A 17,967-nucleotide genomic window follows, 5' to 3' on the forward strand; every position below is an offset into this window, starting at 1 on the left:
ACCTTGCCCGTCGGCGTGGCACACGACGGGCGAAGAATCGGAACCAAGATCGCTAGAGCTGCGCCCGCAGCGTTTCCGTGTGGTCCCGTTCGGCCGGCGCGTCCAGGCGTTCCCACGCCTCGATGGAACGGGTCAGCTCGGACCGGTCTTTGTGGAGGCGTCCGCGCGCACGGGCGAGGCAGGCCGCCGTCCAGGCGTTCTCCTCGGCGAGCGGGGTGGCGGCCGCCAGCAGGTCCGCGGCGTCGGGCAGGCCCGCCGCCGCGGCCAGTTCTGCGCCCGCCGCCCGGGCGTACGCCAGATACGGGTCCAGCGGCGCGCTGACGGCGAAGGCCTGGCGTAAGAGGGGGTCGGCGGTGTCGTACTGGCCATAGTGGAGGGCGAGGCGGGCGTCGACGAATGCCGCGACCGCTGCCGTGCCGAGCGTGCCGCCGGCCACCTCCGCGGCGCGGGACCGCCAGAGCGCAGCCGATTCCGGCTCGTCGATCAGCGCGCACGCCAGCACCGTTGTTCAGACGGCCGGCAGCATCCAGAGCGGGGCCGGCCGTCCGGCCCGCTCCCACTGGTCCCACATCCGTTCGGCGTATCCGATCGCGTCGCGGAAGCGGCCGGTCAGCACGAGCGGCTGGACCAGGCGGCTGGCTGTGATGTGGGTGTCGCTCAGCAGGTCGTCCTCGATGCCCGCCCGGGCCGCGGCCATCGCGCCGGGCAGGTCGCCGGCCATGATCGCGTAGATGCAGGCGCGGCCGTAGGTGTTGCAGATCTCCGGCGCGCAGTACGGGTCGTCGCGGTCCATGGACGGCAGCATCCGCAGGCGTTCGCGGGTGATGCGGTTGGCCTCGCGCAGCCGTCCGGCGTGCAGCGCCGCGGTCGCCGCCGCGCACAGTCCGGAGCTGATCAGTACGGGATCCGCGGTCGCCCGGGTGGCGGTGACGGCGGCCGAGGCGAGTTCGCCGTCCGGCGCGCCCTTGTCCGGGCCCGCCAGCCACGCGCGGGCCACGGCTATGCACGCCGCCACCTCGGGGTCGTCTCCGGGCGCGGCCGCGACCGCGTCGTCGAGGAGGCCGCGCAGGCGTTCGTGCGGTACGCCGGTTTCGAACGCCTCGGGGTACCGGCACGCCGTCTCGACCGCGCGGGCCAGGTCGATCACCCGGCCGCGGTTGTCGCCGGCCCGCCGCGCCTGTTCGGCCGCCTCCAGCAGCAGCTCGTACACGTGCTGGTTGGACGTGGTGCTGACGTGCGCGCACCCGGCTCCGGCGCGCAGATCGCGTGCCGCCGAGGCTGCGTTCGGCGCGATCGCGGCGGCGGTCCGGTGGTGTGAGAAGGACTCCAGCAGGTGCCGGCGGGCGAAGGTCAGGTGCGCCAGCGCGCTCGCCAGCCGATGCGTCACCTCGCCCGGACTGCCGGATGCGGCCAGCGCGGCCCGCAGGTCCGCGGCCATGGCGTCGAAGTCCTCCCGCCATGCGGGACGCCCGAGCCTGCCCTCCGCGGTGGACGCCGCGTCGGCGGCCCAGCGAAGGTGGTGCGCCCTGGTCTTGTCCTCCTCGCCCGCAGCCGACATCTGGGCCAGAGCGAACGCTCGTACGGTCTCCAGCAGGCGCCATCGGCTGACCCGCCCGCGCACGTGCGCCACAAGGCTCTTGTCCACCAGCCGGCCGAGCAGGTCCGCGACGCCCGCCCGGTCCCCGCCGACGGCGGCCGCGGCGTCCAGGTCGAAGGCCCCGACGAACACCCCGAGCCGGCGGAACAGCGCCTGCTCCTCCTCGCCGAGGAGGTCGTAGCTCCAGGACAGCACCGCGCGCAGGGACCGGTGCCGCTCATCGCCGCCCCGCCCGCCCGACAGCAGCCGCAGTGCGTCATCCAGGGCGGCGAGCAGTCCCGTGGTGCCCAGCGACGCGCCCCGCGCCGCGGCCAGTTCGATCGCCAAGGGCATACCGTCCAGCCGCGCGCACAGGTCCGCGATCACGGCGGGCTCCGCCACGAACTGCGGGTCCCCGGCCAGCGCCCGGTCGTGGAACAGCCGCTCGGCGTCCGAGCCCAGCGGCAGCGGGGCGATCGGCAGGCTGCGTTCACCCGGTACGCCGAGCCGTTCCCGGCTGGTCACCAGTACGCGGGTGCCCGGGCAGGCGGCCAGGATCTGCTCGGCGAACGCGGCCGCCTCGTCGATCACGTGCTCGCAGTTGTCCAGTACGAGCAGCGACCGCCCAGTACCCAGGCGCGCCGCGACCGCCTCGTCCAGCGGCTGATGCGAGCCCTCCGTGACGCCGAGCGCGGTCGCGACCGCGCGGGCCACGAAGCCGTCGCGTACCGGCACCAGGTCCACGAACCCGCCGCCGGAGGGGAACATCGCGGCGGCGTTCCCGGCGGCCACCGCGGCCAGCCTGGTCTTGCCCACGCCGCCCGGACCCAGCAGTGTCACCAGCCGGGCCTCCTCGAGCGCGGCCAGTACGGCGGCGCGTTCGGCGTCGCGGCCCACGAACGTCGTGCTGGACGCCGGCAGGCCGACGACACGGCCCGGCTCCCGCTCCCCGGAGCGGGCCAGCTCCGCCAGCGCCCACCGGTCGGCCATTCCGTACTTGCGCAGCAGCGACGACACGTGGCTCTCCACCGTGCGCACAGATATGTGCAGCCGATGCGCGATCTGCGCGTTGGACAGCCGCGCGCCGAGCGCGGCCAGCACCTCGCCCTCCCGCTCGGATATTCGCTCCGCCATCGTGTCCCCTTTCCGTGGCGGCATCCGTGGTGCCCTGCGGCCGACACGGATGACCGCGAGTCCCCTCGGGGTGGACGCTGTAAGCACACCGACAGGGAGACACCATGAACACCATAACCGTGCGCCCCGCCGCGGAGCTGGACGAACTGGTCACTGCGGTACGCGCGGCCGTCGCCCGCGACGCCGGCTGCCGCGACACCGCGTCCTACGTGGCCGACGCGTTGCACGAGCACCTGCCGCCACCCGAACTGCTCACCGCGGACCAACTCGCCGGCGAGCGCGGCACCTCCAGCAGCCACCGCCTGCATGTGGAGCCGGACGGCTCGTTCTCTATGGTGGCCATCGTCTGGCGCCCCGGCGCGCTGACCCGCATCCACGACCACGTGACCTGGTGCGCGTTCGGCGTCCTGGCCGGCGTGGAGTACGAGGACCTGTACGCACTCTCCGAGGACGGCACCACCCTGACCGAAATCGGCGGCAACGCGAACCGGACCGGCGAGGTCAGCGGCTTCGCCCCGCCCGGCGACATCCACCGCATCCGCAACATCGGCGACGACACCGCCGTCTCCCTGCACATCTACGGCACCGACCTGCGCCGCATCGGCTCCAGCGTCCGCCGCTTCTACGACCTCCCGACAGGAGCCACGAAATGAACACGCCGAACGAGATCAGCGACATCCTGAACCGCCCGCTGAGCCAGGAACTGCTGGCCCGTGACCTGACCCGCCTCGCCTACGTCGCCAAGGACGGCACACCCCGCAATGTCCCGATCGGATTCGCCTGGAACGGGTCGGAGATCGTCATGTGCACGGCGACGAACGCGCCGAAGCTCGCGCACCTGCGCCAGAACCCGGCGGTCGCCCTGACGATCGACACCGAGGTGCATCCGCCCAAGATCCTGCTCATCCGCGGCCGGGCCGAGCTGGACCTCGTCGAGGGCATCCCGGACGAGTATCTCGAGATGAGCGGCACCTACGAGATGACGCCCGAGCAGCGGGTCGAGTGGGAGGCGGGGGTGCGTTCGCTCTACGACGCCATGGTCCGGATCGTCGTGACCCCGACGTGGGCGAAGCTGATCGACTTCGAGACGACACTGCCGAGCGCGGTCGAGGAGCTGATCCGGCAGCGGGAGGAGCGTGACTCCGCCTGAGCGCCGCCGGGTCGCCCGTGGGTGGCGTCGGATCCGCCACGAAGGCTCCGTACCGGCGGACCTGCTCATCCGACAGACCCCCGCCGGGACCGTGACGCGCGACCCGGCCGCCACCATCCGGGAGCTCAAGGAGCAGAGCGGCAAGGACATCTGGCTGTGGGGCAGCCTGAAACTCATGCACTCCCTGCTGGACGCCGGCGTCGCCGACGAGATCACCCTGCTCGTCTGCCCGGCGTCACGCGGCAAGGGAACGCGCATTTTCGAAGATCGCCAAGACCTGACGCTGGCCGAGGCCAGGCCGTTCGCCAACGGCGTGGTACTTCTGCGCTACGAGATCAAGAAGTAAGCGCACATTCTCACTTCGAAGAACCCTCGCCTTTCCCCAGGCGGGGGTTCTTTCATGGGCGACGCCCGGGGCCCGCGAGATGCGTTCCGTGCGATCCTCGGCGCCGCCGGGGCCGGCTGTCCCCACGCCGACCATCCGGCGATCGGCTCGCTGGAGATGGCCTGCACCATGTCGGCGGGAATGGCCGCGTGGATGCGTCTGTACCGGCGGCCCCGCGGTGATCATCTTCTGCCGCTGGGGGCGTGAGCGGTGGGATGCCGTGGGCACCTGAAGAGCGAGTCATCGGTCATGCCGCGTGATGATGCGCTTGATCAGCAATCCCCACAGAACCGTGGTCAGCGCCAGGAGCACCACATAGCTGAGTGCCATCGCGAACCCGGCGCCGCTGTAGAGCGGGTTCTTGCTCGCACCTTGAATGATGCCGGGGCCAGGATCCTCCCAGCCTGATAACCAGATCCCGAGGAACCATGCAGCGGGGACACACGCAACTGCCGTCGCGCACCACCCCACTGAGGCCGCAAACGTCACGAGCCAACAGCCCACACCACACCTCTTCGCCATGGCAGCAATTCTGCCAGGGCGGCCCCGGCCATTTCGGCCTGTGGACCGGATGTCATTGGCCTTTCAGTTCTCCCCGTAGGCGGCCTTTTGCGCAGGGTCGCGGTGACCGCCTCGACCAGGCCGCGGTGGGCGTCGGAGATGACCAGCCGCACACCGGTCGGGCCGAGGGCGACCAGGCCGCGCAGGAACGCCACCCGGCCGGCGCCGTCTTCGGCCGAGGTGACCTCGACGCCGGGGTTTCTCGCGGTGCCCGGGGCAACGTCTCGTAGAGCGCGCGGCGCGCACCGGGCCGACTCCTCAGGACGACCAGCGACAGGGCCTTGTAAAGGTAATACCTTTGCGGCAAGGTGTGCGTACGCGCCCGAGAACCGGCCGGGCGGGAGAGTATCGGAGTTGCCGTGGAAGCGATGGAACCCCAGTTCGGCACCCTCACGCTGTTGCTGATAGCGGCCGGCGCCGTGGCGGTGCTGCTGTTCCTGATCATGAAGGTCAAGCTGCACGCCTTCATATCCCTTGTCCTGGTGAGTGTGCTGACGGCCGTCGCCGTCGGCTTCGAGCCCGGTGACATCCCCGACGTGCTGATGTTCGGGTTCGCCGACACCATCGGCTCGGTGGCCCTGCTGGTCGCGTTCGGCGTCATGCTCGGCCGGCTGCTGGAGGTGACCGGCGGCGCGCAGACGCTGGCGGACACGCTCATCGGCCGGTTCGGCGAGAAACGGGCGCCCCTGGCGCTGGGTGTCGCGTCCCTGCTGTTCGGGTTCCCGATCTTCTTCGATGCCGGGCTCGTCATCTTCGTGCCGATCATCCTCACCGTGGCGCGGCGCTTCGGCGGGTCCGTGCTCTACTACGCGCTGCCCGCGGCGGGCGCGTTCGCCGCGATGCACGCGCTCGTTCCGCCCCACCCCGGACCGGTCGCCGCGGCGAACCTGATCGGCGCCAACGTCGGGCTCACGCTGCTCATCGGCATCCCGATCGCGGTGGTGGCGTGGTACGTCGGCGTCATGCTGGTCTCCCGCTTCCTCGCCGCCAGGGTCAACGTGTCGGTACCGGACGTGATCTTCGGCGAGGTGCGGGACGGCAAGGACGCGGAGGAGCCCACCTGGCGGGCGCCGTCCTTCGGCACGGTCCTCATGTTGCTGCTCATCCCGCTGGTGCTGATCTCCTTCAACACGGTGCTCTCAACGCTGGTCGAGAGCGACGTGCTCGACGAGGGGCAGGACTGGGTCGGCTTCCTGAGCCTGATCGGCATCACACCGGTGGCCCTGATGATCACGGTCCTCGTCGCGATCCTGGTGCTCGGCCGGCCCAACGCGTCGCTGGCCACCGTGAGCCAGATCCTCGACCAGGCTCTCGGTCCGGTGTGCGCCATCATCCTGATCACCGGCGCGGGCGGCATGTTCGGTGGGGTGCTGGAGCTCAGCGGCATCGGCGACGCGTTGAGCGGCAGCCTGTCCGATCTCGGCATCTCCCTGATCCTGCAGGCCTTCATCATCGCGACCCTGCTGCGCGTCGCGCAGGGCTCCGCCACCGTCGCGCTGACCACGACCGGCGGTCTGATCGCGGGGGCGGTCGCCGACGCCGGCCTGAGCGACTTCAAGCTGGCTCTCCTCGTGGTCGTCATCGCGGCGGGCGCCACCGTGCTCTCGCACGTGAACGACTCCGGTTTCTGGCTGGTGAGCCGGTTGTTCGGGATGGACGTGAAGACCACGCTGAAGACCTGGACCGTCATGGAGACGACGCTCGGGCTTTCGGTGTTCGTGATCGCCTACCTGCTGTGGCTGGTCGCCTGAGTCCGGCCGGGTCAGCCGGCCGGGGCGCTGTCCCCGGTCAGCTGGCCCATCTCGTCGGCGACCTCGACGCAGATCGCCGTCATCGCGGCCCTGGCGACCTCGGACTCGCGGCCGGCGACGGCCTCGGCCACCACGAGATGGAGGCGGCGTGCCTCGGGCTTGGGCTGCGGCGGCATTAGGCGGTGGAGCGTGCGCCCGCGCAGTACTTCCTCCACGACGTAGGCGAGGCCGGCGAACATCACGTTCCCCGAGGCTTCGAGCAGCAACCGGTGATAGGCGATGTCGTGTTCGAGGAACGTGGTCAGGTCGCCGGCCTCGCCCGCCGACTCCATCGCCGCCCCGAGCTCGACGATCCGGTCCCGCTGGCGGCCGTCGGCGTACCGGGCGGCCAGCGCGGCGGCGGGCGGTTCGATCGCGGTGCGCAGCTGCGAGAGCTGGTGCAGCTGCGTGCCCCGCTCCGGCCCATCGAGCCGCCACCTGATCACGGCGCGGTCGTAGGAGTCCCACTCGTCCTTCGGCAGCACCGTGACGCCGGTCCGCCGGCGACTGGCGACCAGCCGCATCGACGCGAGTACCTGCACCGCCTCCCGGGCGACCGTTCGCGAGACGCCGAACTCCTGCTGCACCCACTCCAAGTTGACCTTCGACCCCGGCGCGAGGGAGCCCGAGATGATCAAGGGCCCGAGCTTCGCGAGGACCTCCTCGTGCAGAGTCGACATGTGCGCCAGCGTACCCGCGGACGGAGCGATCTCTTGATCACGAGCTTCCACGTCGTGGTGATGGGGGTGGCCGGCTGCGGCAAGAGCACGATCGCGCGACACCTCCGGGACGAGTTCGGGATGCGGATGGCCGAGGCCGACGAGTTCCACCCGCCCGCGAACATCGCGAAGATGTCCGGCGGCGAACCGCTGACCGACGACGACAGGTGGCCGTGGCTAGAGGCGCTCGCCCGGTGGACGGCGGATCGGCAGGCCACCGGGACGTCCACGGTCCTCGCCTGTTCGGCCCTCAAGCATCCCTACCGCGATGTGCTCCGCCGCCCGGTGCCGGACACCTACTTCCTCCACCTGCACGGCGCGGAGGACCTGTTACACCAGCGGATGCGGGACCGCGACCATTTCATGCCACCCGCGTTGCTGCGCTCCCAGTTCGAGACCCTGGAGGCTCTCCGGCCGGATGAGCACGGCGCCGCACTGGACGTCGCGCCGGCCGTCGACGAGCTGGTCCGGCAGGCCGTGCGGCTCATCCGGCCGCTCATCCCGGCCGGGCCCGGCACGACGCGGGGCTGAAACGCTCACCCCCGACGGCTACCGCCCCTCCGCGACAGCGCTGAGCAGCCCGGGCCGTCCAGGCTTGGCGTACGCCCAGCGGCGTAGCGGGTGATACCACGCGGATCTGCATCGTGGTGGCAGGCGCCGCCACCGCTGGGCGGTGCCGGTGGCCGGTGCCCGTGCTGGTCGTGGTGTCGGCGTTGACCGCGACCTGACGAAACTCGCCGTCCGGGACCGTACCCCCCCGCCCCGGTGGCGCACCCGCTATCAGCCGGCGACGCCGCCGCCTCTGTCCACCTGGCCGAGGTACGACGTGTGCCGTATCGGTGAGCGCCGGCATGCACCGCGTGGCGTATCCGAAGTGTCGACGCGCAACGGACGGCATCCGGTCTGCGAAGCGGGATGGTCTTCGTGGGAGGGGCCGAGATGGCCACCTGGGCGATGTCCGGGGGCCGGCCATGGGGTCAGCCTCGAAGCGGTTGATCAGCCGACAGCCCGTCCCGTAGAAGAAAGGACTTGAAGAGATGGCGGCAAACGATAAGGCCCTCGCGCACGACCCGCGATCCCACGGCGGGACCGCGCACGTGGTGGCGCTCGGTGTCTTCGTCCTGCTGGCGTCGCGGACACCGGGATTCGGCGAGGGCGTCCGCGGCTTCGCCTGGGTGGTCGCGGTCCCGGCCGTCGGCGTGACCCGCGGCCTCTCCCGGGGGACGTGGCCGCCCGCGCGAGGCCCCCGGTCCACGACCGTCCTGTCGACCCAGGGAGAGTCATGACCACCGGACTGGCGAATTCGTCGACCGCGGCGCGCCGGCAGGAGGGCCTGTTCCGGCTCGGCAGGAAATGGCGCAAGGCGACGCTGATCACCCACATCATCTCCGCCGGAAGCTGGATCGGGATCGACGTCATCGTGGCGGTCCTGGTCCTCACCGGACGGTTCGGGACGACCGACGAGGTGCGCGGCCTGGCCTACCAGGCGCTGGCGACCTTCGTCGTCTGGCCGATGCTGATCTCCGCGCTGGTCTGCCTGACCACCGGGGTCATCCTGGGCCTCGGCACACGCTGGGGGCTGCTGCGCTACTGGTGGGTCGCCATCAAGCTCGCCCTCAACCTCACTCTGTGCGTCCTCATCCTGGTGGCGCTCCAGCCGGGGATGGACGAGGTCGGTGAATACGGCCGGAGCCTCGGCACCGGCGCGTCCGAGCCGAGGGCCGTGTCCGACCTGTTCTACCCGCCGGCGGTGTCGCTGACGACGCTGACGATCGCGACCGTGCTCGCCGTGGCCAAGCCATGGGGCCGGATCCGCCGCGCCCGCAAGGGAGGCGGCCCCCGATGACGACGGCACTGACCACCAGCGGGCTGACCAAGCGGTGCCCGTCGGGATCGGGCTGGTGTGGATGCTCGCCGTGCAGAACCTGATCAGCGGGCTGGCCGCTCCGCTGCTGGGCTGGGTGGACGCCCTCCAGGCCTGGGACGCCCTCCAGGCCTGGCTGCCCGGCGGCGCCTCCGGATCACTCGCCGCGTCCCTCGGCGCGCGGGAAGACACCCCGGCCGTCGCCGAACTCACCGGGCCGCCCAGGCGAGCCTGGTCATCACCGCGTACCTGCTCGTCTTCGCGCTCGCAGCGGGCATCCTGCTACGCCGCCGCGACATATGACCCCGGCCCCCGTCATGTCGTGTCTATCGCCATCACCACGGCCTTGGGCTCGGTGAAGAACTCGCGGCTGAAGGTGCCGCCTTCGCGGCCGATGCCGGAGTCCCCCGCGCCGCCGAAGGGGGCCCGCAGGTCGCGGATGAAGAAGCAGTTCGTCCACACGGTGCCGGCCCTCAGGGCGGCCGAGACGCGGTGCGCCCGGGAGAGGCTCTCGGTGAACACCATGGCGTTCAGTCCGTACGGGGTGTCGTTGGCCGCGGCCACGGCCTCGCCTTCGGTGTCGAAGGGCGTGACCACGGCCACCGGGCCGAAGATCTCCTCCCGGCACACCCGCGCGGTGGGCGGCGCGTCGACGACGATGGTCGGCCGCACGAACAGGCCCTCGGCGCCCGCACCGCCCGTGGCGATCTTGCCGCCGTCGCCGGGAACCGCGTCGAGGTGGGCGCTCACCTTCGCGTGGTGCTCCTCGGAGGCGAGGGGACCCAGCCGGGTCGAGGGGTCCTTGGGGTCGCCGGGCAGCAGGGCCTCGGCCGCGGCGATGAAGCGTTCCAGGAACTCGCCGTAGATCTCGCGCTGGACGAACAGGCGGCTGCCGGCCAGGCAGACCTGTCCCGCGTTGCTGAAGATGGCCTTGACCGACCAGGAGACGGCGAGGTCCAGGTCGGCGTCGGCGAACACCAGGTTGGCGCCCTTGCCGCCCAGTTCGAAACTGACGGGCGTGAGGTTCGCGGCCGCGGCGGCGGCGATGGCGCGGCCGGTGCTCGACTCACCGGTGAAGGTGATGCGGTCGACGCGCGGGTCCCTGGTCAGCGCTTCGCCGGCGGAGCCGGGGCCGTAGCCGTGGACGACGTTCAGCACGCCGGGCGGCATCCCGGCCTCCAGCGCCAGCCTCGCCAGCAGGGACGCCGAGGCGGGGGTCTGCTCGGCCGGTTTCAGCACCACCGTGTTCCCCCACGCGAGCGCCGGGGCCACCTTCCAGGTCTCCAGCATCAGCGGGAAGTTCCACGGCGCGATGGCCGTGACGACACCGGCCGGTTCGAACCGCGTGTAGGCGTGGTGGCCGCTGTCCATCGGCAGCGCCTCGGCGGCCGACAGCCGCGCGTGATCGGCGAAGAACCGGAAGTTGGACGCCGACCGCGGCACGTCCTTGCCGCGGGTGTCGGCGATGGGCTTGCCCATGTCGGTGGTGTCGGCCAGCGCCAGCTCGTCGCGGTTGGCGTCGATCAGGTCCGCCAGCCTGTGCAGGATCGCACCGCGCTCCGCGTGCCCCATGCGCGGCCAGGGGCCCTCGTCGAACGCGCGGCGGGCCGCGGTGACCGCGAGCCCGGCCTCGCCCTCGCCGCCGAGCGCCACCTCCGCCCAGGCCCGCCCGGTGAACGGGTCGACGGTGGAGAAGCGGGCGCCGTCGCGGGATTCGGTCTCCCGGCCGTCGATGAAATGCGGGATCAGGTCCATGGCTGCTCCTCGTCGCGTTCTTCGATCGTCACGTCCCCGGCGGCCCAGTGGGCGGCGGGCACCTCGCGGAGGATGACGCGGATGTTGTGGCGGGGCGCGCCGGTCGCCGCCTCGGCCGCCTCCGTCAGGCGGGTGATCAGTGTGCGCAGCTGCTCCGGCGTCCGCCCGGCGACCAGGGTCACCTCGATGAGGGGCATCAGCGGTCCCCCGGCGTGGCGTCCTGTGCGCGGCCGGTGCCGGCGAGTGCGGCGGCCGCGTCGCCGACGGGGACGACCTCGGCGAAGACGGTGCCCATCAGGCGCAGGCTGCCGGCGTGCAGGTCCTCGACGTATCCGGCGACGGCCTCTCGCGCCACGATCGCCCGCAGGTCGCGGAAGAAGGCCGCGCGGACGGTGGACTCGACGCAGAAGTCGGTGCGCACACCCGCCATCACGAGCGCGCCGACACCGAGGCCGCGCAGCAGGTCGTCCAGGCCGGTGCGGTGGAAGGCGTCGAAGCGGGGCTTGACGACCTCGTGGTCGTCCGGCGCGCGGTCGAGGCCGCCGAGCAGTTCGCCGCCCCACGTTCCGTGTCTGAGGCCCCGCGTGCGCAGGAACGGGCTTCGTTCGGCGAGCAGCCCCACGTCGGCGTCCGCCGCCCACTCCATCCGCACCCAGATGACGGGCCGGGCGGCGGAGCGGGCGGCGGCGACGAGGGTGTTGACGTGCCCGACGAGGTCGTCCAGGCCGGTGACGCGGAGCCCCGCCTGCGCGAACACGCCGTCGGGATGGCAGTAGTCGTTCTGCATGTCGATGACGAGCAAGGCGGTCTGCGGGGTGTTCACACGCCACCTCCGTGGGTTGCGGTCAGGTCGGTGTGCGCGGCGACGGCCGCGTCCAAGCGCTCGGGATCGTCGCCGGCTATGGCCTCCACCAGTTCCCTGTGGACGCCCGGCCCGTCCACATGTCTGGTGGCGGCGTCGTCGGGCATGACTCCGTGCAGGCGGTTCCCGACGAACTCCAGCAGGGAGACATAGCGCGCGGCCAGCAGCCGGACCGCCTCGTTGAGCGTCGCGGCGGCCACGTCGAATTCGCGGCGCAGGCTGTCCCTGGTGCCGAGGCGGTGGCCGTTCGGGAGGGCGTCCTCCGCGATGCGGGCCTCGATCCTCTTGGCGACGGCCTCCGCCAGGGAGGACCGGGGCAGTTCGGCCGCCGCATTGCCGGTGCTCATGACGGGTGTCCTTGGGCGGGGGGTCGGAGGGAGCCGAGCGGCTCGGCGCGGCCGGTCCCGGCCGTCCCGGCCGCCCGGGCACCGAGCAGGCGCGCGGCATTGCCGCCGAGGACGGCGGCCTGCTGCCCGGCGTCGATGCCGAGGGCCCGCACGGTCCGCAGGGGGTCCTGGTCGACGAGATCGAAAGGCGCGTCGGTGCCCAGGAGGACATGGGCGGCCGTCATGTCCTCGATCAGCCGGCCGAGGGCCCTGGTGTCGAACACCGCCGTGTCGTACAGGAGCCGGCGCAGGTAGTCGCTCGGCGCATGGCGCGTCACGCGGGAGACGGGCTTGCGGTGCCAGCCCAGGTCCAGGCGGCCGCACACGGCGGGGACGCACCCGCCGCCGTGCGCCAGGCAGAGCACCAGGTCGTGGCGGTCCAGGACGCCGCCGAAGATGAGCCGGGACGTCGCCAGCGCGGTCTCCAGCGGGTAGCCGAGCAGCTGCACCAGGTGGTAGTCCGCCAGCCGGTCACGGGAGGAGACGCGGCTCGGATGCAGCAGCGTGAAGCAGCGCCGCGCGTCGAGGGCCTGCCACAGCTCTTCGTTGACCGGGTCGTCGAGCTCCCGGCCGCCGCCGAAGGTGCCCATGGTGGCGCCCGACAGGCCGAGCTCGTCCAGGCAGCGGGTCAGCTCCGCCGCCGCGCCCGGATGCCCGACCGGCACCGTCGCCAGGCCGGACAGCCGGCCGCCCGAACCGGCGACGAACTCCGCGAGCGCGTCGTTGGCGTAGCGCGTGACGTCCATCGCGAGCCGGTCGTCGTCGGACTCCGAAGCGAACACGAAAGGCGGCGCGGCGACGACCTGGTGATCCACGCCCATCTCGGTCAGGGAGGCCAGGCGGCGCTCCATGTCGTGCTGCTCGGGCGCGAAGGGGATGGGCGATCCGGGCGCGAGCCCGCAGACCGCCGGATCGAGGCCCAGGATTCGTTCCGCCGTCCGGGACAGGTCGGCCAGCCCCCTGCGCTCGAGACGCCGAAGGAACGGCATCGGCATCGCATGGGTGTGGACGTCGATGACCGGCGTCTCCGGACGCGGCCGGTGCCCGGGCTCGTCTCCGTCCGGCACGTTGTCACTCACCGCGCTCCGCCATGTAGGTCTCGTACCGCTCCCCCAGCAGGGACCTGATCAGCGCGGTCGCGGCGCCGGACGTGCCGGCCTTCTCGCCCGTGCCGTAGACCAGCCGTGCGAGCTGGGAGAGCAGGTAGGGGTGCAGGCCGAGTTCGAACAGCCGCCGGAAGTCCCGGTTCAGGATCGCGGTGCGCTCCTCGCCGGTGAGCGGGTAGGCGTCCAGCACCTCCTCCTCGGCCGCCTCGAAGCGGGCCCGCAGTTCGCGGTCCCATTTCAGTTCCTGCACCAGATCGTTGGTCCGCAGCAGGGGGTCGAAGTACTCAAGTGCCATCTCTCGGTCGTCCATTCGTCTGGTCGGCGGGGTCACGACAGGTCCCAGCGGACCGCGCCGACGCCGCAACGCCACTGGTCGACGGCGGCGTAGCCCAGGGACCTGCAGGGGCGCGGGCCGATCGCGCCCATGACGACGACCCAGGACAAGAGTTCCGCCGTGCCGCCCGAGCCGGCCTCCTCCATGCGCTCGAACGTCGCCTCGGCGAGGATCTTCTCGTGATCGCCCTCGACGAGCAGGTCCATCCACCAGCGGTCGAACTTCTCGTCGATCTCCAGGTAACGCGGCCCGCCCGGCTCGTGGGACAGGCCGCCCGAGGCGAGCAGGCCGACCCGCAGGCCCTCGGGAAGGCGGTCGCGGACGGCCTCGCCGAGCGCCGAGCCCAGTGCGTAGCAGACCCGCTCGTCCGGGACGGGCGGGACCGTGCAGTTCTGCAGCACGGGAACGACCGCCACACCGGTCGAGACGAGATCGGCCATGGTGACCGGCACCGAAAGGTTGTCGTCATAGCGCAGGTTCTCGCGGACGGCGCGCACGCGCGGACCGGACGCCTCGACGCTCTGGTAGAGGACGTCGGCCACGTCCGGGCGGCCGGGAATCTCGTAGTCGGCGACCCGCAGCCACGGCTTGAACCACTCGTCCGGGCCGGAGTGCCGTCCGGCCAGGCCGAAGGTGAAGTCGGCGTAGTCGCTGACCGGCGCGTTCGCGACATGGTCGTTGCCGATGACCAGGAGTACATCGGTGCGGGACTCCACGACGGCGGCATGGATCTCGGCGTAGGCCGCGAGCACCGTCTTCTGGTCGGCCTCGGGTGCCTTGCCGAACCAGCCGGTGAGGCCGGGAGCGTGGCTCACGGCCGCGGCGAGGCTGATCTCAGCCATTGTTCCTCCGTCCTGGATGGGTGCGGGCCGTCGCGTCCCGCCGCAGGCGAAGCGCGATGGCGTCGGCGGCCTGCTCGGCGGTGGCGGCGTGGATGCGGCGTCCCTCGCCGGCGTCGGCCGCGGCCGGGTCGCCGAGGTAACCGTCCGGGGTGACGCGGCGGGCGTGCTCGAAGCCCTGGCGCCAAACGGCCAGTTCGCGGGCGCCCAGGCCGCTTGGTTCCAGCCGGGCGCGGACCTCCTCGCGCACCAGTCCGGGGTGGGAGTGCATCATCAGGGACGTCTCCCAGTTTCCGGCGTGGACGTCGACCGGGCCGTCCGGCGGAGGGTCGTCGGGGCCGGACAGCGTCAGGTACGGATCGTCCGGCCGGAGGCCGATGCGGCGGGCCAGCGCCGGCTCGGTGACGAAGCTCGCGTCCACGGCCGTGCGTTCGCAGGCCGACCGGACCCCGTCGTGCACCGTGCGGTTGTGCAGCGCGTCGCCGTGGCCGGAGAAGCAGAACACGTGCCGGAAGCCGTCGCGCGCCATCCCGGCGAGCAGGTCGACCATGACCTCCCGCATCAGCTCGGGCCGCACGCTGTAGGAGGCGGGGAAGGATCCGGAGACGACGTTGATTCCCCAGTAGTAGGGCGGCACGATCAGCGCCTGCACACCGCGTTCGGCCAGCAGCGCCCGGACGGAGCGCAGCCGGGCGCCGGGGAGGTAGACGTCGGTCCCCGCCGGCAGGTGCGGGCCGTGCTGCTCGATCACACCGAAGGCCCAGAGCAGCACCGCTCCCGACCGGGCGGCACTGTCGACCTCGTGCCAGGTCAGCTCGGCCATCGTGCCGGCGAAGACGTCGCCGCGGCCATCGTCGTCCGTCATGGCCGGGGCCCCAGGGGATCGGCGACCTGTCCGGCCCCACCTTCCCTACCGGCGCCTTCCCCACCAGCGTGGTCGGTGTGGTCGGCATGGTCGGCGTGGTGGTAGGTCTTCGCCCGCTGCACCAGCGAGTAGATGCGGGCGCGCAGCTCCGCGAAGCGGGCGTCGGAGCGCGTCGTCAGCTGCTCCCGTTCCGCGGGCAGGTCGATCGCGACGTCCTCCATGATCACCGTGGGGGCCGCGGACAGCACCAGGACGCGCTGTCCCAGGTACACCGCCTCATCGATGTCGTGGGTGACGAACAGCACCGTCATGCCGAGCCGCCGCCAGAGCTCGCGGGTGAGGTCCTCCAGCTCCGCGCGGGTCTGGGCGTCCACCGCCGCGAAGGGCTCGTCCATGAGCAGCACCGCCGGCTCGTAGGCGATCGCGCGGGCGATCGCCACCCGCTGCTGCATCCCGCCGGAGAGCTGCCAGGGGTAGGCGCCCGGCACATCGGCCAGGCCGACCGACTCCAGCGCCTCGGCCACGAGTTCTCCGCGCCGCCGCTTCGGCACCTTCTTCTGCTTCAGCGGCAGGTCTATGTTCTGCGCGACGGTCAGCCAGGGGAACAGGCTCCGCCCGTACTCCTGGAAGACCACCGCCATGTTCTCGGGCGGCCGCAGGACCGGACGGTTCTCCAGCACCACCTCGCCGCCGCTCGGGGCCAGCAGGCCGCCGACGCACTTCAGCAGGGTGGTCTTCCCGGCGCCCGACGGGCCCACGATGCAGGCCAGCTCGCCCGCGGCGATCCCGAAGGTGAGGTCGCGTACCGCCTCCACCGTCCGGTCGGCCGCCTGATAGGTCTTCCTCAGCCCCCGCACGTCGAGCAGGGCCCGGGCGCTCCCGGTGCCCACCGCGGTGGGGGACGCGATATCGGTACCGGTCATGTCTTTCCCTTCTGGGCCTGGCGCCAGCCCCGGTGCCAGCGCAGCGCCCGGTGCTCGAACCGCCCGAACAGCAGCGACAGCAGGAACCCCAGCAGGCCGAGCAGCAGGATGCCGCTCCACATCTCGGGGATGGCGAAACCGCGCTGGAACTGGACGATCGTGTAGCCGAGGCCGCTGGAACTCGCGAACATCTCGCTGATGACCATCAGGATGATCGAGATCGACAGTGCCTGCCGCATGCCGGTGACGATCTGCGGGGCGGCGGCGGGCAGGACCAGGCGACGCAGCCGCGCGGCCCCGGTCAGCCCGTAGGAGCGGGCGGTGTCGGCCAGCACCTCGTCGATCGCGCGGACGCCCTCGGCGGTGTTGAGCAGCACCGGCCACATCGACCCGAGGACGATGACGGTGATCTTCATGGTGTCGCCGATGCCGGCGAAGAGCATCAGCACCGGGATCAGTACCGGCGGCGGGACCGCGCGGAAGAACTCCAGCACCGGCTCGGCCAGCAGCCTGGTCCGGCGGCTGGATCCCAGCAGAACGCCGACGGTCACGCCCAGGACCACCGCGCCGGCGTATCCGGCCGCCAGACGGGCGACGCTGGGCAGGACGTCGTCCACGATGCGGCCGGAGAACCACGTCTCACCGAACGCGGTCAGGATCGTGCGCAATGGTGGGAAGTAGAAGCTGGTGCTCTGAGCGGTCAGCGTCCACCAGAGGGTCAGCAGCGCCGCGGGCAGCCCGAGCAGGTAGCCGAGGCGCCTGGCGCCGTGCAGGACGGTCCTCACACCGGCACCTCCGTCCGCACCGAGGAGTGCCAGGCCAGCACGCGCCGCTCCAGCGCACGGGCGAGGAGGTTCACGCAGACTCCGAGCGCGCCGGTGACGAAGATCAGCGCGTACATCTCGGCGACGGCGTTGCTCGCCTGGGCCAGCGCGATCGCGCTGCCCAGGCCCGGGGCGCCGATGATGAGCTCGCCTGCGACGGCGAGGATCAGCGCCACCGATGCCGCGAGCCGCACGCCGGTCATCAGGTACGGCAGCGCGGTCGGCCAGACCAGGTACCGCAGCCGGGCCCACGGGGAGAACCGATAGGCGGCCGCGGTGTCCCGGGCCACCGGGTCGACGTCCTGCACCCCGTGGATCGCCTGCAGCAGGACCGGCCAGCCCGCGGCGTACACCACCAGCATCAGCGTCGAGCCGATCTGCGTGCCGTACAGCAGCACGGCCAGCGGGACGAGGGCGACCGAGGGTATCGGCCGCAGGAACTCGATGGTCGACGCGGTGGCCTCGCGGAGGAAGGGAACGCTGCCGATCAGCAGGCCCAGGCTCAGCCCGGCCGCGAGCGCGATGCCCAGCCCGTACCCCCAGCCGCGGAGCGTGTCGAGCAGGGCGCCCCAGAACGCGGCGCTTCCCGCCTCGCCGGCCAGCGCCCGCGCGATCTCGCTGAACGGGGGCAGCTCGTCCGGCGAGATCACGCCAGTCCGCGGGAGCAGCTCGAGAAGGCCGACGAAGACGCCGGCTCCGAGCAGGCCGAGGAACGGGTCGGGCACGCCCCGGCGCCCCGCCCGCCGGCCGTTGCCCGGCCGCCCGCCGCGGAGCGGCCCGGTGGCGGCGGCCGCCGTGCCGCCGGGGCCGCCGGCGGGCGGGTGCGGCCGCCCGCCGGCCGGGGCGACGGGTCCGGCGTCGCCCCGGTGCTGACTCTTCATGATCATCGCGATG

At 72.1% G+C, this 17,967-nt stretch carries 23 protein-coding genes and 1 pseudogene; 8 read left to right on the top strand and 16 right to left on the bottom strand.

Features of this window, described 5'->3' with window-relative positions; genetic code table 11:
- Positions 1-52 precede the first annotated feature (52 nt).
- Together ACTWPP_RS39450 and ACTWPP_RS39455 are read right to left on the bottom strand one after the other, a co-directional pair.
- On the bottom strand, positions 53-502 hold the full coding sequence (locus ACTWPP_RS39450) for a hypothetical protein (RefSeq protein WP_443109568.1): 450 nt from the start codon (positions 500-502) through the stop codon (positions 53-55).
- A gap of 6 nt (positions 503-508) precedes the next feature.
- Positions 509-2,710 carry an ATP-binding protein gene (locus tag ACTWPP_RS39455; protein WP_443109569.1) on the bottom strand — a complete coding sequence of 734 codons (2,202 nt, stop codon included), beginning with the start codon at positions 2,708-2,710 and terminating at the stop codon, positions 509-511.
- Between the two features lie 104 nt (positions 2,711-2,814).
- Between ACTWPP_RS39455 and ACTWPP_RS39460 the strand changes: the two genes are divergently transcribed.
- Genes ACTWPP_RS39460 through ACTWPP_RS39475 form a run of 4 tightly spaced genes read left to right on the top strand, consistent with a single transcriptional unit; the run spans position 2,815 to position 4,452 of the window.
- A complete protein-coding gene (locus ACTWPP_RS39460; protein WP_443109570.1) occupies positions 2,815-3,363 on the top strand; it encodes a cysteine dioxygenase in 549 nt (182 codons plus the stop codon).
- The gene (locus ACTWPP_RS39465) at positions 3,360-3,860 is read left to right on the top strand and encodes a pyridoxamine 5'-phosphate oxidase family protein (RefSeq protein ID WP_443109571.1); all 501 of its coding nucleotides are present in this window, start codon (positions 3,360-3,362) and stop codon (positions 3,858-3,860) included. The genes ACTWPP_RS39460 and ACTWPP_RS39465 overlap by 4 nt, the downstream gene beginning before the upstream one ends.
- Positions 3,847-4,206, top strand: a complete 360-nt coding sequence (locus tag ACTWPP_RS39470; RefSeq protein WP_443109572.1) for a dihydrofolate reductase family protein — start codon at positions 3,847-3,849, stop codon at positions 4,204-4,206. Before ACTWPP_RS39465 ends, ACTWPP_RS39470 begins: the two co-directional genes overlap by 14 nt.
- Before the next feature lie 54 nt (positions 4,207-4,260).
- Positions 4,261-4,452: a hypothetical protein gene (locus tag ACTWPP_RS39475; RefSeq protein WP_443109573.1), complete on the top strand. Its 192-nt coding sequence runs from the start codon at positions 4,261-4,263 to the stop codon at positions 4,450-4,452.
- Positions 4,453-4,485: 33 nt separating this feature from the next.
- Here ACTWPP_RS39475 and ACTWPP_RS39480 read toward each other — a convergent pair whose 3' ends face one another.
- Together ACTWPP_RS39480 and ACTWPP_RS39485 are read right to left on the bottom strand one after the other, a co-directional pair.
- Positions 4,486-4,767, bottom strand: coding sequence for a hypothetical protein (locus ACTWPP_RS39480; protein ID WP_443109631.1), 282 nt, complete (start codon positions 4,765-4,767; stop codon positions 4,486-4,488).
- A gap of 92 nt (positions 4,768-4,859) precedes the next feature.
- A pseudogene (locus tag ACTWPP_RS39485) lies at positions 4,860-5,000 on the bottom strand (transposase); the annotation flags it as partial.
- A gap of 165 nt (positions 5,001-5,165) precedes the next feature.
- Here ACTWPP_RS39485 and ACTWPP_RS39490 point away from each other — a divergent pair.
- Complete coding sequence (locus tag ACTWPP_RS39490) at positions 5,166-6,557, top strand: GntP family permease (protein WP_443109574.1); 1,392 nt, start codon at positions 5,166-5,168, stop codon at positions 6,555-6,557.
- Positions 6,558-6,568: 11 nt separating this feature from the next.
- Here ACTWPP_RS39490 and ACTWPP_RS39495 read toward each other — a convergent pair whose 3' ends face one another.
- A complete protein-coding gene (locus ACTWPP_RS39495) occupies positions 6,569-7,276 on the bottom strand; it encodes a FadR/GntR family transcriptional regulator (protein ID WP_443109575.1) in 708 nt (235 codons plus the stop codon).
- Between the two features lie 33 nt (positions 7,277-7,309).
- Here ACTWPP_RS39495 and ACTWPP_RS39500 point away from each other — a divergent pair, with 33 nt between their 5' ends.
- The 3 genes from ACTWPP_RS39500 to ACTWPP_RS39510 all read left to right on the top strand — a co-directional run bounded on the left by ACTWPP_RS39500 (position 7,310) and on the right by ACTWPP_RS39510 (position 9,161).
- Positions 7,310-7,846 (top strand): gluconokinase, encoded by a 537-nt coding sequence (locus ACTWPP_RS39500; RefSeq protein ID WP_443109576.1) that lies wholly within the window; start codon positions 7,310-7,312, stop codon positions 7,844-7,846.
- A 506-nt stretch (positions 7,847-8,352) separates the two neighbouring features.
- Positions 8,353-8,601 (top strand): hypothetical protein, encoded by a 249-nt coding sequence (locus tag ACTWPP_RS39505; RefSeq protein ID WP_443109577.1) that lies wholly within the window; start codon positions 8,353-8,355, stop codon positions 8,599-8,601.
- Positions 8,598-9,161: a hypothetical protein gene (locus ACTWPP_RS39510; RefSeq protein WP_443109578.1), complete on the top strand. Its 564-nt coding sequence runs from the start codon at positions 8,598-8,600 to the stop codon at positions 9,159-9,161. The genes ACTWPP_RS39505 and ACTWPP_RS39510 overlap by 4 nt, the downstream gene beginning before the upstream one ends.
- A 333-nt stretch (positions 9,162-9,494) precedes the next feature.
- On the opposite strand, the gene ACTWPP_RS39515 is transcribed toward ACTWPP_RS39510, so the two are convergent.
- Genes ACTWPP_RS39515 through ACTWPP_RS39565 form a run of 11 tightly spaced genes read right to left on the bottom strand, consistent with a single transcriptional unit; the run spans position 9,495 to position 17,960 of the window.
- The gene (locus tag ACTWPP_RS39515) at positions 9,495-10,934 is read right to left on the bottom strand and encodes an aldehyde dehydrogenase (RefSeq protein WP_443109579.1); all 1,440 of its coding nucleotides are present in this window, start codon (positions 10,932-10,934) and stop codon (positions 9,495-9,497) included.
- The gene (locus ACTWPP_RS39520) at positions 10,925-11,131 is read right to left on the bottom strand and encodes a 2-hydroxymuconate tautomerase (RefSeq protein WP_443109580.1); all 207 of its coding nucleotides are present in this window, start codon (positions 11,129-11,131) and stop codon (positions 10,925-10,927) included. Before ACTWPP_RS39520 ends, ACTWPP_RS39515 begins: the two co-directional genes overlap by 10 nt.
- The gene (locus ACTWPP_RS39525) at positions 11,131-11,757 is read right to left on the bottom strand and encodes a cysteine hydrolase family protein (RefSeq protein ID WP_443109581.1); all 627 of its coding nucleotides are present in this window, start codon (positions 11,755-11,757) and stop codon (positions 11,131-11,133) included. The genes ACTWPP_RS39520 and ACTWPP_RS39525 overlap by 1 nt, the downstream gene beginning before the upstream one ends.
- On the bottom strand, positions 11,754-12,143 hold the full coding sequence (locus ACTWPP_RS39530; protein ID WP_443109582.1) for a hypothetical protein: 390 nt from the start codon (positions 12,141-12,143) through the stop codon (positions 11,754-11,756). The genes ACTWPP_RS39525 and ACTWPP_RS39530 overlap by 4 nt, the downstream gene beginning before the upstream one ends.
- A complete protein-coding gene (locus ACTWPP_RS39535; protein WP_443109583.1) occupies positions 12,140-13,261 on the bottom strand; it encodes an amidohydrolase family protein in 1,122 nt (373 codons plus the stop codon). Before ACTWPP_RS39535 ends, ACTWPP_RS39530 begins: the two co-directional genes overlap by 4 nt.
- Complete coding sequence (locus ACTWPP_RS39540) at positions 13,254-13,583, bottom strand: extradiol ring-cleavage dioxygenase (RefSeq protein ID WP_443109584.1); 330 nt, start codon at positions 13,581-13,583, stop codon at positions 13,254-13,256. Before ACTWPP_RS39540 ends, ACTWPP_RS39535 begins: the two co-directional genes overlap by 8 nt.
- Positions 13,584-13,615: 32 nt before the next feature.
- Complete coding sequence (locus ACTWPP_RS39545; protein WP_443109586.1) at positions 13,616-14,464, bottom strand: hypothetical protein; 849 nt, start codon at positions 14,462-14,464, stop codon at positions 13,616-13,618.
- Positions 14,457-15,326, bottom strand: coding sequence for a creatininase family protein (locus ACTWPP_RS39550; protein ID WP_443109587.1), 870 nt, complete (start codon positions 15,324-15,326; stop codon positions 14,457-14,459). Before ACTWPP_RS39550 ends, ACTWPP_RS39545 begins: the two co-directional genes overlap by 8 nt.
- On the bottom strand, positions 15,323-16,249 hold the full coding sequence (locus ACTWPP_RS39555) for an ABC transporter ATP-binding protein (protein ID WP_443109588.1): 927 nt from the start codon (positions 16,247-16,249) through the stop codon (positions 15,323-15,325). The genes ACTWPP_RS39550 and ACTWPP_RS39555 overlap by 4 nt, the downstream gene beginning before the upstream one ends.
- Positions 16,246-17,034, bottom strand: coding sequence for an ABC transporter permease (locus ACTWPP_RS39560; protein ID WP_443109589.1), 789 nt, complete (start codon positions 17,032-17,034; stop codon positions 16,246-16,248). Before ACTWPP_RS39560 ends, ACTWPP_RS39555 begins: the two co-directional genes overlap by 4 nt.
- Positions 17,031-17,960, bottom strand: coding sequence for an ABC transporter permease (locus tag ACTWPP_RS39565; protein ID WP_443109590.1), 930 nt, complete (start codon positions 17,958-17,960; stop codon positions 17,031-17,033). Before ACTWPP_RS39565 ends, ACTWPP_RS39560 begins: the two co-directional genes overlap by 4 nt.
- Positions 17,961-17,967: the final 7 nt, after the last annotated feature.

Source organism: Actinomadura sp. 3N407 (assembly GCF_052245875.1).
In the GTDB taxonomy this organism is placed as follows: Bacteria; Actinomycetota; Actinomycetes; order Streptosporangiales; family Streptosporangiaceae; genus Spirillospora.

Coding starts and splice junctions, on each gene's coding strand:
- ACTWPP_RS39455 (WP_443109569.1), bottom strand. CDS start 2,710: ATGGCGGAGCGAATATCCGAGCGGGAGGGCGAGGTGCTGGCCGCGCTC.
- ACTWPP_RS39460 (WP_443109570.1), top strand. CDS start 2,815: ATGAACACCATAACCGTGCGCCCCGCCGCGGAGCTGGACGAACTGGTC.
- ACTWPP_RS39465 (WP_443109571.1), top strand. CDS start 3,360: ATGAACACGCCGAACGAGATCAGCGACATCCTGAACCGCCCGCTGAGC.
- ACTWPP_RS39475 (WP_443109573.1), top strand. CDS start 4,261: ATGGGCGACGCCCGGGGCCCGCGAGATGCGTTCCGTGCGATCCTCGGC.
- ACTWPP_RS39480 (WP_443109631.1), bottom strand. CDS start 4,767: ATGGCGAAGAGGTGTGGTGTGGGCTGTTGGCTCGTGACGTTTGCGGCC.
- ACTWPP_RS39495 (WP_443109575.1), bottom strand. CDS start 7,276: ATGTCGACTCTGCACGAGGAGGTCCTCGCGAAGCTCGGGCCCTTGATC.
- ACTWPP_RS39505 (WP_443109577.1), top strand. CDS start 8,353: ATGGCGGCAAACGATAAGGCCCTCGCGCACGACCCGCGATCCCACGGC.
- ACTWPP_RS39510 (WP_443109578.1), top strand. CDS start 8,598: ATGACCACCGGACTGGCGAATTCGTCGACCGCGGCGCGCCGGCAGGAG.
- ACTWPP_RS39515 (WP_443109579.1), bottom strand. CDS start 10,934: ATGGACCTGATCCCGCATTTCATCGACGGCCGGGAGACCGAATCCCGC.
- ACTWPP_RS39520 (WP_443109580.1), bottom strand. CDS start 11,131: ATGCCCCTCATCGAGGTGACCCTGGTCGCCGGGCGGACGCCGGAGCAG.
- ACTWPP_RS39530 (WP_443109582.1), bottom strand. CDS start 12,143: ATGAGCACCGGCAATGCGGCGGCCGAACTGCCCCGGTCCTCCCTGGCG.
- ACTWPP_RS39540 (WP_443109584.1), bottom strand. CDS start 13,583: ATGGCACTTGAGTACTTCGACCCCCTGCTGCGGACCAACGATCTGGTG.
- ACTWPP_RS39545 (WP_443109586.1), bottom strand. CDS start 14,464: ATGGCTGAGATCAGCCTCGCCGCGGCCGTGAGCCACGCTCCCGGCCTC.
- ACTWPP_RS39550 (WP_443109587.1), bottom strand. CDS start 15,326: ATGACGGACGACGATGGCCGCGGCGACGTCTTCGCCGGCACGATGGCC.
- ACTWPP_RS39555 (WP_443109588.1), bottom strand. CDS start 16,249: ATGACCGGTACCGATATCGCGTCCCCCACCGCGGTGGGCACCGGGAGC.
- ACTWPP_RS39565 (WP_443109590.1), bottom strand. CDS start 17,960: ATGATCATGAAGAGTCAGCACCGGGGCGACGCCGGACCCGTCGCCCCG.